Annotated in this window: 6 protein-coding genes and 1 pseudogene; 5 read left to right on the top strand and 2 right to left on the bottom strand. The window is 43.4% G+C overall.

The features are described from left to right. Position 1 precedes the first annotated feature (1 nt). The 5 genes and pseudogenes from FIU21_RS02365 (at position 2) to FIU21_RS02345 (ending at position 7,598) form a co-directional block, all read left to right on the top strand. Positions 2 to 646 carry an HD domain-containing protein gene (locus tag FIU21_RS02365; RefSeq protein WP_004361508.1) on the top strand — a complete coding sequence of 215 codons (645 nt, stop codon included), beginning with the start codon at positions 2 to 4 and terminating at the stop codon, positions 644 to 646. Between the two features lie 15 nt (positions 647 to 661). Next, complete coding sequence (locus FIU21_RS02360) at positions 662 to 1,129, top strand: nucleoside deaminase (RefSeq protein ID WP_004361507.1); 468 nt, start codon at positions 662 to 664, stop codon at positions 1,127 to 1,129. Between the two features lie 91 nt (positions 1,130 to 1,220). Further along, positions 1,221 to 1,691, top strand: coding sequence for a hypothetical protein (locus FIU21_RS02355; RefSeq protein WP_004361506.1), 471 nt, complete (start codon positions 1,221 to 1,223; stop codon positions 1,689 to 1,691). A 570-nt stretch (positions 1,692 to 2,261) separates the two neighbouring features. Beyond that, positions 2,262 to 5,510 (top strand): SusC/RagA family TonB-linked outer membrane protein, encoded by a 3,249-nt coding sequence (locus FIU21_RS02350; RefSeq protein ID WP_004361505.1) that lies wholly within the window; start codon positions 2,262 to 2,264, stop codon positions 5,508 to 5,510. A gap of 15 nt (positions 5,511 to 5,525) precedes the next feature. Beyond that, positions 5,526 to 7,598 (top strand): annotated as a pseudogene (locus FIU21_RS02345) (RagB/SusD family nutrient uptake outer membrane protein). 468 nt (positions 7,599 to 8,066) lie between these two features. Here the strand turns inward: FIU21_RS02345 and FIU21_RS02340 are convergent. Further along, entirely contained in the window at positions 8,067 to 9,488 is a 1,422-nt protein-coding gene (locus FIU21_RS02340; RefSeq protein WP_036886924.1) for a TolC family protein, read from the bottom strand. Beyond that, the gene (locus FIU21_RS02335) at positions 9,472 to 12,672 is read right to left on the bottom strand and encodes an efflux RND transporter permease subunit (RefSeq protein ID WP_004361502.1); all 3,201 of its coding nucleotides are present in this window, start codon (positions 12,670 to 12,672) and stop codon (positions 9,472 to 9,474) included. The genes FIU21_RS02340 and FIU21_RS02335 overlap by 17 nt, the downstream gene beginning before the upstream one ends. Positions 12,673 to 12,674: the final 2 nt, after the last annotated feature.

The raw sequence follows: 12,674 nt of genomic DNA, 5'->3' as shown, positions 1-12,674 counted from the left end.
TATGTCCCAGCCCAACCTCGAACTAATGAACTTTGTGGAGCGACAGATACTCCCACGCTATAATGACTTTGGAAAGAGCCATGGACTCGGACACGTGCAGCGTGTCATTAAGAGTTCGCTTGCTTTGGCAGCCGTAACGGGTGCCGATGTGAATATGGTATATGTCATTGCCGCCTATCACGACCTTGGTATGGCGGGCCCAAGAGCCATTCATCATATCACGAGTGGTAAGATTCTCATTGCTGACGCACGATTGAGAAAATGGTTCTCTACCGAACAGTTGAAGATTATGAAGGAGGCTGTCGAAGACCATCGGGCAAGTAGTTCACGCGTACCACGTAGCATCTACGGCAAGATTGTTGCTGAGGCTGATCGTGACCTTGAGCCAGAAGTCGTCTTCTCACGTGCCATTCTCTATGGTATTGAGAACTATCCAGAGAAGAATGATGAGCAAATGTGGCAGCGTTTCCGCGATCACATGAAGGAGAAGTATGGTCGTTCTGGCTATCTGAAACTATGGATTCCCGGCTCACCAAATGCCAAGAATCTTGAAACAATCCGTAAGACGATTGACAGTGAGGCGGAGTTGCGAAAGGTGTTTGACCGCATCTACAAACAGATACGTGAACAAGACGAAAAGAACTAACAAAATACAACTGAAATGACGAAAGAAGAATTGATGCGAAGAGCTATCGAACTCTCTGCTGATAGTGTACGTAATGGGGGCGGCCCATTTGGTGCTGTCATTGCCCGCAATGGCGAAATCATTGCAGAAGGGAGCAATGGTGTGACCATTTACAACGACCCTACAGCGCACGCAGAGGTCTCTACAATCCGCAAAGCGTGTCAGAAATTGAATACCTTTGACCTCAGTGGTTGCGAAATCTATACCTCTTGCGAACCCTGTCCGATGTGCTTTGGTGCTATCTATTGGGCTCACCTCGATAAAATCTACTATGCCAACGACCGCAAAGATGCTGCCGACATTGGTTTTGATGATGATTTCATCTATCAGGAGATAGCCGTACAACCGCAATATCGTAAGAAGCCATCAGAAATCCTTTTGCGTAATGAAGCCTTAGAAGTCTTTAAGCAATGGACAGCAAAGGCTGATAAAACGGAATATTGATACCCTCTAATGATAAGTCAATGTAAGCACACTGCAGTTTACATTGACTCTTTTGTTTATAAGATTCTTACTACAAACAAAGCTTCTGATCATGAAAAAAGGAGTATTGAAAACGAGGAATAAAACACTTTTAATCACAGTATTCCTCTCAACGTTGATGATAGAATTTATCTTAGTATTCCTACATGGCTGTTCTGATGGCGAAGGTCTTGCTTTCGACATAGATAAACAAGCCTTCGTTGTGAAGCAAGGTTGTGTCTGTGGTGGTAGCTTATACATTAGCGGTGAAGCTGCATCAGATGAGTTCGCTGTCATTTATAATAAGAATGTACACGCCTTTTGGTATGATAGTTACAACCCATCTGTCCTTGAAATCAACAATCTACCCACTTGTTGTAATGTCGTTTCACATGGCGACACCTTATCTCTTCGTCGCCTCCCCTTACGACCCAACACCTCCTATGCCGTTTACCGCATGTCAGGTTGCTGCAGAACTTGTCCCCTTACTATCAAGACCGACAAGCAGGGTAGGGTAGTCAGTGCAGGAAGAGGGCTACAATAAAATAATATTGATTGGTCAATAACTCCCACAAACCCCTGCCATTCGTATCTAATAATAGGTGATTAATCCTTGCTCTTACTCTTTTCTATTGATGTGTTGATGCTCCGCACATATGGTGCGGATGCTTAGCACGTGTCGTGTGGATACTTAGCACCAATGGTGCGGAGTACCAAATCTCTTGCAATATATTCTCTGTCTGAAAACAACTTATGCCTAATATAATGCCATAAAAACACTACAACATTTGTAAGATATAATGAAGTGCAGGGCTTGAAATGCTTAATAATTGTTAAGCATACCCCTTTTATTTGATGTAATTATATATCTTTACAACCCTAAACAATTACTAACCCCGCTGCAAGCAAGAATAAACCTAAACGCACAACAAGTAAAGGAATAGTTTGAACGTTATTGCAGTCGACTAAATAGAAGTAGGGTTACGCCTGAAAAGGCATACTACTATGTGTGTGACATGGCGCAGAGATGGCGATATGAACGCACATAATGGCGAATAGCCAACCTAAAATGAAGCTATAGATAACTGAAAACAATTTACCTAAATTTATACAAATGAACATTTATCTACATCGAACTATGAAAGCGATGGGCAGGCTTTTGCTCATCATGCTGTTGCTTGTCCCACTGTGTGTGGATGCGCAAACGTTAACAACAATCACAGGTTCTGTAAAAGACAGCCAAGGCGAACCGCTCGTCGGGGCAACTGTTATGCAGAAAGGAACGTCAAACGGAACGGTTACGGACCTCGACGGACAGTTCTCTATACAGGTGCCAGCTGGCGTTACGTTGGTTTTCCGTTACGTTGGTTTTGACGAGTCAGAGCTGAAAGCAGCTGCTAATATGGCTGTAACACTGAAAAGTAATGTCAAAGCCATTGACGAAGTGGTGGTGGTTGGTTATGGATTACAAAAGAAAGCCAACCTCACTGGCTCCGTTTCTCAAGTGAAGATGAGCGACGTCTTGGGTGATAGACCTGTGGTGAATGCTGCAGCAGCATTGCAGGGAGCTATGCCAGGACTTACCATTGGTGGTGGATCAGGACCCGGTTATTCAAAGTCTTTGAACGTGCGTGGTACGCTTTCTATCAATGGAGGTGGTCCGTTAGTCTTGATTGACAACGTAGAAGGCGACCTGAGTACGCTGAACCCTGAAGATATCGAGAGTGTAACGGTATTGAAAGATGCTGCCAGTTCGGCTATTTACGGTGCGCGTGCAGCAGGCGGTGTGATATTGGTAACACTGAAACATCCGAAGAATGACGCCCGTTTTACAGCTAACTACAACTTTAGTTTAGGATGGGAACAGTCGCTCAACCATTTGGAGCAGGCTTCTTTGATGCAGTATTTGGATGCTTATCTTGAGGCTGGTTACTCTAATTCTTATTGGGCTGGTAATGGTGACGTGAGCAAGTGGCGCGACTATTTGCAGAAGTATCAGACTGATCCTTCTTCTGTTGCAACTGTAGGCGATGGTATCTTCAAGGACACTGATGGCCGTGTTTACTGGTTGTCAGAGAAGAATTTGGCTAAGAACATCCTTACCACAGGTTCGATAACCAACCATAATCTGACCATCTCTGGCGGAACTGACAAGATACGTTATCGTGTTTCAGGAAGCTTGAGCCGTGAGAATGGACCATTGGTTACGGATAAAGATATGTTTAGACGTAAGACAATCAGCGGCTTTGTGTCAGCTGATTTGCAGAAATGGTTTACGCAAGAGGCAACCCTTACCTATACCAATTCAGTGCGACAGTCGCCTGAGAACGTTGGAAACATGAGTGGTTTCTATTCAACTCGTTTGATTAATTATTACCCAGAAGGGCTCATTCCGGGTGATATCCTTGGTATTTCAGATGATTTACCATCGCAGACTCCTCTGAATATGTTGACCAATGCACCTTCTGCTTTTAGTGAGCAGTCTGTTCCACGCATCTCTTTGCGCTCTATCTTTAAGCTGTTGCCGGGTTGGACTGTTACTGGTGAATACACCTATAACCGCACTGATGAGCACTATCAGTTCTATTCTAACAGATTTAGATTTGCTGATGTGCAGTTGGCTGCTAAGTATTCAACCGAGAAAGGGCAGGACTTCTATCGTATGTATGACGCTACAACAAAGTATAATGCGTTGAATATCTTTACGAATTACGACCATTCTTGGGGTGCACATTCATTCAAGGCAATGGCTGGTTTCAACCAAGAAAAGTCGTTCTATCGCTATTTCTATGGTAATGTACTTGCTCAGGCAGTTCCTACCGTACCATCATTTGCAGGCGGAACAGGTGAGAAGACCATTGATGATAAGTACTCTGAGTATTCTATTCGTAGTGGTTTTGCACGTCTGAATTACACTTTCATGGACCGCTATTTACTTGAGTTAAACGGTCGTTATGACGGTTCTTCTAAGTTCCCTAAGAGTCATCGCTTCGGCTTCTTCCCATCAGTGAGTGTGGGATGGCGTTTAGGTCAGGAGTCGTTTATGAACTGGTCACGTAGCTGGTTGGATGACTTTAAGGTGCGTGCATCCTATGGTTCGGTTGGTAATCAGCGTATCAGTCCTTATCAGTTCTCACCAGTAATGAGCCTACATAGCAATGGTACTTACATCTTGGATGCTGAAGGAAAGACCACTTACATCACTTCTCCGGGCTTGGTAAGCCGCAACTTCACTTGGGAGAAGGTTACTACGCTTAATATTGGCTTCGATCTCTATGCTTTTAAGAATCGCCTTACCGCTACATTCGACTGGTTCGACCGTCGTACAACGGGTATGTTGGCAGCTGGTATAGAGATTCCTAAGGTTGTAGGTACAGCCGCTCCGCTGCAGAACGTGGCTGACATGAAGAATAGAGGATGGGAACTTAACGTCACATGGCGCGATAAGATTGGTGACTTCGGCTATCATGTAGGCTTTAATATCTATGATAGTCAGGCAGAAATCACGAAGTTTAATAACGAGTCTCGCCTGCTTTCGGACTATTATGTAGGCAGAAAAATCGGTGAGATATGGGGTTATGAAACGGATGGATACTACACCATCAACGACTTCAATGCAGATGATGCAAAGCATAAGACTTGGACTTTGAAAGAAGGTGTAGTAAAAATCAATGGTTATAATCCACAACCTGGTGACGTGAAGTTCAAAGACTTGCGTACTGATGGTGTAATCAATGCAGGCGATAATACCGTAGATAACCCTGGTGACCGTAAGATAATTGGTAATGATGCAGCACGTTATCAGTTCGGTATTAGCCTCGGTGCTTCTTATAAGGGATGGAGTTTGGAAGTACTTTTACAAGGTGTTGGCAAGCGAGACTACTGGCTTGGCGGTCCAGCTATGTTCCCATTCGGTGGTGCAGGGGCAGGAGATGCAGTGTTCCAAGCACTCTATGCGAACCAAACCGACTATTGGAGAGCTAAGAGTTACGACCCATCAAGCAGCGATTATATGGTTCCTGTAAATCCAGATAGTAAGCTGTTCCGTATTTATGATCAAGGTAACAATGTGGGTTCTAACACTCGTGTAAGCGACAAGTATCTGCAGAATGCAGCCTATATGCGTATAAAGAATATCACACTTGCCTATACCCTGCCTAAAGAATGGGTAAGAAGAGCTTTCATACAAGATGCTAAGTTCTATCTAAGTATCGAAAACCTCGCTACATTCAGTAGTCTTCCAAAGGGCTATGACCTAGAAGGTACAGCACCATCATCAACCGCTAACGCCTTGAGCAATGGCATTTCATGGGGCTATCCATATTACCGCACTATCTCTTTAGGTGCAAGTATCACATTCTAATCATAATAAGTAGTTATGAAAAAGATATTAACAGCCATCTGTGTTGCAGCAACAACGCTAACGGCATGCAATGATAATTTTCTTGAGAAATACCCTTTGACCGACCTCACTGAGGAGAATGCGTTTAAGGAATACGATAACTTCAAGGCATTTATGAACCCTTGTTACGAGATGTTCACGAACACTACCATTCATACCAGTATCAACAACAGCTATATGAATGCGCAATTCTATGGCGATTGGTATGGTGGATTGGTGACCCATCGTGATAACTCTCGCAACCCATATGCCTATCAAACCATTACAGCAACAGCTGATGGTGGAGGTTGGGACTTCTCTTATATCCGTCGAGTGAACATTATGTTGAGCCATCTCAATGATGGTGCGCTCACAGAGGCACAGGCTGCTCATTGGCGTTCGGTAGCTTATTTCTTCTCAGCTTACTGGTATATGGAACTCATCGACCGCTTTGGTGATGTGCCTTGGGTGAACAAAGTGCTTGACGAGAGTTCGCCAGAAAGCTACGGACCACGTACCCCACGTGCTGAAGTAGCTGATAGTATCGTGGCAAGATTAGAGTATGCTGCGGCAAACATTGGCAACTTTAACGATGGCGATAACACGGTGAATGCAAATGTTGTTAAGGCAGCTTTGTCTCGTTTCTTGCTCCGCGAAGGTACATAGGCGAAGTATCATGGACTCAACGAACCTTATGAAACCTATCTACGGAAGTGTCTAACGGTTTCGCAGGAACTGATGGATGCTTATCCAACCCTCTATAAGGGCGAGGACAAGCAAAACCAACCTGCTACCGGATATGGCGAGATGTGGACCACAGAGAGCCTAAAGGGTAAGCCGGGAATTATCTTCTATAAGGAGTTTGTTAACAATGTCTTGATAAATCGTTATAACGACTTTGAACACATTGCTGCCAACTCTGCCGATGTACCTCAGTACACGGTGGATATGTTCTTGATGAAGAATGGTTTGCCTATTGGCAATACAGCGTCAGGCTATCAAGGTGGCAAGGGCAAGGATATGTGGGGTACTTTCGCAGATCGTGACCCTCGTCTTTACCAGAATATCCAGCCTCCTTACGTTGTTGCTCCTCATAAAGGGGCGGTTGATAACGTAAACACCTTCAAGAGTTGGAAGTTCTTGAAGGCGGGTGATAACAACCAAGGACACGTCGTTACAGCTGATGAGGCTGCCAAGTATCGTTACTACATCGACTATATGGGCGCTAACGAGAAGTGCTTGCGTGGTGGTTCTTACGGCGGTGAGGGCATGAAGAGATGTCCTGGACAGAACTGGGGCGCTGCGCTTACACCAGTGAGTCCTAACCTCACGACCGACTCTCGTGTGCCATATATGCGTTGTCGTACGGGTTACTACTTCTGGAAGAACTATGATATGTGGGAGTTCTCAACCGGTTCATCGGCTTTCTGTACAGCTGACAAACCAATCTTTAAGATTGAAGAGGTGTTGTTGAACTATGCTGAGGCTGCATGGGAGTTACAGCAGTTCGACCAAGCTGTGGCTGATAAGACTATCAACAAACTGCGCGATCGTGCAGGTGTTGCACACATGACAGTAGCTGATATCAACGACAGTTTCGACCCAAATCGCGATAAGGGCAATGCTCCTTGGTGGACTGGTAAGGGCGGAAAGTTTGGTAACTACAATGTAAACCCAGTCTTGTGGGAGATTCGCCGTGAGCGTCAGATTGAGTTGTTCGGTGAGGGCTTTGCCTTCTATGACATCCGTCGTTGGGCAAAGGCTGCCTATTATGTCAACCGTCAGCCTTGTGGTTTGTGGACAACAGCTACTGATAATATCTATGCACCAAAGGCTAATGCCTACACAGGTCAGTTTGTAGACTACGAGGAAATCATGAGAAGTGGTAGGGCTTCTGCTGAGAACAACAGTGCTAGAAGTGGCTGGATCTATACCTACGAGAGTCCACTTGCACATGGTGGATGGTTAGATACTTACTACTTAAGCATGGTTCCTACCAGTCAGCGTGCGCTCAACAAGCAGCTAACGCAAAACCCAGGCTATAAAGAACTCTTCGGTTTGAGTGACTAATCCGCTCATACCTCCTCATATTAAACAGTCCCACACTAACTTTTCCACTCTCATTTTTTGAACGAGTAAAAGACTATGAGGTGATGGGAAGCTGGGGAATGATACGAAAAGAGGGATGCACAAGTTGATGTGTATCCCTCTTTAATCTCCTCTATTTTGTAAATAAACTTCAAAGACTGAAAATCAAAAGACGCTCTTTTGGCTTTCAATTAACGCCCAATTGGCTTCTAAAAGATGCCCTTTTGCAATGCAAGTAACGCCCTTTTGAAGTCTTACTAAGCACCTTTTAAAGTGCTGTTTTGCAACTCCTTGATAGCAAGCGACTTATAAAGTCGATTTTATCGCTTGTTTTTTACCCTTTTTAAGCGTAAATATACAGAAGTGTTGTAAAGAAAATTCAATCCTTCCGCAGCGTAATAAAACATCGTTATTAGCTGCAGAAAGTTGAATCCTTAGTCTTTCTTAGTGCTAAAAGAACGCACTATACATTTCTATAAGGGTTGAGAGCTGTTGTGACTTTGCATCAATAAGTTCCATTTTACAGTCTAACTGTCCGCGTTCACTATCTATCACCTCTAAATAAGTAGCTCTGTTATTGAGGTATAGTTTTTGAGCAGCTGAAACGGCTCTTACCAAAGCATCATTCTGTTTCTGCTTAAATTGTTGGAGCAACTTAATGTTAGAAATCTTAGATTGCAGCGTACTTGTTTCTATAAAAGCAGTAAGCAATGTTTTGTCGTAATTATAAAGAGCCTCTATCTGTAACGCATCAGCCTGAGCGAAGTTGGCTTGAATAGCCTTCTTATTGATGAGCGGAGCGGTAAGTCCACCTAAGGCATTAAACGCCAAAGACTCTGGTAGTTTGAATAAGTACTTAGGGTTAAAAGCATTTAATCCAATAGCCGCAGAGATATTAAACGAGGGGAGAAACTCTTTACGTGCAGTCTCCACATCCCATTTCGCAGCCTTTAGCTGGTGCTCAGCCTGTATAACATCAGGACGTTGTAATAGGAGTTGAGTAGATAAGGAATGGGCAGTTGTAGGCATTGGAAGCTGTAAGAAGTCAACCTTTGTGCGTTGTATGGTTTGAGGAAATCTACCTAATAGAAGGTTTAGATTATTCTCCGTCTCAACGATAGACTGACGTAGAAGGTACTCATCAGCCTGTGCTTTAGCCAATTCAGCCTCGAACTTCTCGACAGCTAATTGCGTATCAGCATCAGCTTCTTTCTGAATCTGAGCAATTCTCACTGCATCCTTCTGCAATGAGATATATTGTTGCATAACCGATAACTTGTAATCAAGAGCCAACAATAGATAATAGTTCTCTGCTACATCTGCCACTAACTGACTTTTGATAGCACGTTGTCCAGCTTCAGAAGCCAAATATCGCTCTACAGCAGCTTTTTTACCGCTATTTAATTTGTTCCATAAATCTATGGTCCAGTCTACTTGTAGTGATGGAGAAAGGTCAGGAATAACAGTTGGAATCTTATGCCCAGGAGTCATCTCCGTACCAACATTACCTGCTCCCTCAGCTGTGTAGCGGCCAACTTTAGAAACTCCCGCACCAATATTTGCTGTAACAGAAGGTAGGAGAGCAGCTTGTTTAGCATTAATCGCACTTCTTGCTATCGCCAGTTCCTGCAATGTAATCTTAAGATCTTGATTATTTTGTAAGGCAGTTTCAATCAGTGTCTGAAGCATTGGGTCTTGGAAGAACTCTCGCCATGCAGGAGATATAGTTACGCTACTATCCTTGGATAAGGCTGGTAAAGAGTCCTTAAGCGTATCTTTGGGCATTGTAGCCTGCGGTGTTTTGCAGGCAACAATGCTCATAAGGATTACAAGAATAGTAATAACATAATATAGTTTACTCTTTGTCGTCATGAGTACTTTCATTTAGTTGTTTTTTCTTATAACGTTTATCTTTCTCTTCACTCAGTGGTTTATCTTTCTGATAATGTACCAATTTGTCTGTCATTCCAGCAAAGATATAGTAAAGGCCAGGGATGAGTAACAAGCCGCCTAAGGTACCAATGACCATTCCTCCGACAGCAGCAGTACCAATGGTACGGTTACCAATAGCACCAGCACCTGAAGCAAATACCAATGGAATCAAACCTGCTATAAAGGCAATACTCGTCATAAGGATAGGGCGGAAGCGTGCAATAGCGGCTGAGATGGCTGCTTGAGAAATCCGTTCGCCCGCATTCTTACGCTGAACGGCATACTCTACCATCAGTACGGCATTCTTTCCTAACAGACCGATGAGCATCACTAAGGCTATCTGCGCATAGATGTTGTTCTCTAATCCACAAGCTTTTAAGAAGAGGAATGCTCCAAATATACCCACTGGTAGGAATATAATCACAGGTAATGGCAGTAGGAAATTCTCATATTGTGCTGCCAAAATAAGGTAGACAAATACGAGACAAACCACGAAGATGACGATAGCCGTATTACCTTGTTCTGCTTCGTCTTTAGAGATACCAGCCCAGTCATAGTCATATCCTTTAGGGAGAGAGCGTTGTGCAACCTCTTGAATAGCCTGCAATGCCTGTCCACTTGAGTATCCAGGTGCCTGTGCTCCTGTCACTTCTGAGGAGTTGTAAAGGTTATGACGAGTAATCTCACTCATACCATAAGTCTTTGAAAGCGACATAAAGTCGGAATATGGAACCATCTGTCCATCTTCATTTTTACTATAAAGACTTAATAGATGATTAGGGAAATCACGATACTGTGGAGCAGCTTGTACAATTACTTTATAAGGTTTTCCGAACAGAATAAAGCCTGTTTGGTAATCCGAACCTACTAAGATAGACAAGTTGTTCAGTGCCTTTCCAGGCTTAACTCCCTTTTGTAAAGCTTTCTCGTCATCAACATGAAGCATGTACTGAGGGAAGCTCGCAGAGTAGAAAGTGAACGCGTTACCAATCTCGGGACGCTTGTTTAGATCTTTAACGAACGCCTTGCTCACGCGCTCCATCTCATGATAATCGTTTTTACCAGTCTTATCTAAGAGACGTAATTCGAATCCACTGGCAGCTCCATAGCCTGGAATTGATGGCGGTTCAAAGAAGTCTATGTTTGCTTGTGTGATATTCTCACATTTTTGTTCCAAGTCACTAATAATCTCCTTTGCGGTACGTTTGCGATGTTTCCAGTCTTTGAGGTTAATCAAACAACTACCAGAATTGGCACTTGTTCCCTCAGAAAGAATCTCAAAACCAGCTAAAGAAGACACGCTTTCAACGTCCTCTTCTTTCTCTGCTATCTTAAGAAGCTGTTGTGCAACAGCGTTAGTTCGTTCGATAGTAGCCCCTGGAGGAGTCTCTATTACGGCATAAATCATACCCTGATCTTCTTGTGGAATGAAGCCCGAAGGGAGTCCCATATTGATCCAATATGCTAATCCACAGAAGACCAATATCAATATTATTGTTAAAGACTTCTTCTTTACTGTATGTTGTATGAGGCGTTCGTACTTACGGCTACCACTATCGAATTTAGCATTAAAGCGTTGCAAGACGCGTCCAATAAACCCTAATTTAACATGGTTCTCCTGCTCCTTTGTCAAGATAAGGGCACACAATGCAGGGGTCAAAGTTAGGGCTACAAAGCCAGAGAAGAGGATACTTGACGCCATCGTGATTGAGAACTGACGATAGAACATACCCTCTGGACCACCCATAAAGGCTACAGGAATGAATACAGAAGCCATAACTAAAGAGATTGCAATAATCGCTCCACTGATCTCTTTCATGGCTTTTTCCGTAGCTTCAACAGGTGAAAGTTTGTTGCGAGAGATCTCAACATTCACCGCTTCAATCACCACAATAGCATCATCCACCACAATACCAATAGCCATGACTAAGGCAAAGAGGGATATCATATTGAGCGTTATGTTGAACAACATCATTGCAATAAAGCTGCCCAAAAGTGATATTGGCACAGCCATAATCGGTATGATAGAAGCACGCCAATCCCCTAAGAAGATAAACACAACTATTGCTACTAAGATAAAAGCCTCAAACAAGGTGTGTATTACTTTCTCAATACTTGCATCTAAGAAGCGGCTAACGTCATAGCTAATCTCATAGTGCATCCCCTTAGGCATATCTTTCTGCAGATGAGCCATAGCGTCCTTCACCTTAGTGATAACGTTACGAGCATTACTACCATAAGCTTGTTTCAAGGTTACAGCAGCCGAAGGACGTCCATTGAAGGTTGAGTAGATATCGTACACCTCGCTACCTAAGTGTACATCAGCAATGTCTTTCAAGCGTACGATATTACCATCTTTATTGCTCTTGATGATGATATTCTTATATTCATCCTCTGTTGTGTAACGTCCTGGATACTTTAAGACATACTCTTTGACCTGTGGACATTGTCCTCCACTCTCTCCCAACTTTCCCGGAGAGACCTCAATATTCTGATCTTCAAGTGCATCACTGACGTCATCTGTTGATAATCCGTAGGCTATCATCTTGTCTGGATGGAGCCATACACGCATTGCATAATTACGTGTACCAAGGATATCAAGGTCGCCAACACCATCTACACGCAACAACTCTGGTGATATGTTGATATCGAAATAGTTGTAGAGGAAGCCCTGATCAACCTTTGGGTCATCACTGTAAAGATTGATATACATAAGTATGTTTGGCTCTTCACGTGATATCTTTACACCCTCTCGAATAACCTCTGCAGGCAATTTATTGGTAGCCGATGACACACGGTTCTGAACATTTACCGCATCAACATTTGGGTCGGTTCCCAACTTGAAGACGACATTTAGCTCGGCTTCACCATCGTTTCCCGCATTACTTTCGATATATTTCATGCCAGGAATACCATTCAAAGCCTGCTCCAATGGAATGATCACAGATTTTACCAACAATTCATTATTGGCTCCTGGATAATTTGCAATCACGTTTACCTTAGGAGGAGAGATGGAAGGAAACTGCGTTATAGGTAGATTTGAAAGCGACAGAATTCCAATAAAGGCTATGACCAATGACACTACAATAGAGAGCACTGGCCTACGAATAAAGATCTTAAACATAC

The organism is Prevotella melaninogenica, assembly GCF_013267595.1.
In the GTDB taxonomy this organism is placed as follows: domain Bacteria; phylum Bacteroidota; class Bacteroidia; order Bacteroidales; family Bacteroidaceae; genus Prevotella; species Prevotella melaninogenica_D.
Note: the sequence above shows the minus strand (reverse complement) of the source record. Positions and strands in the feature narration are given on the sequence as shown.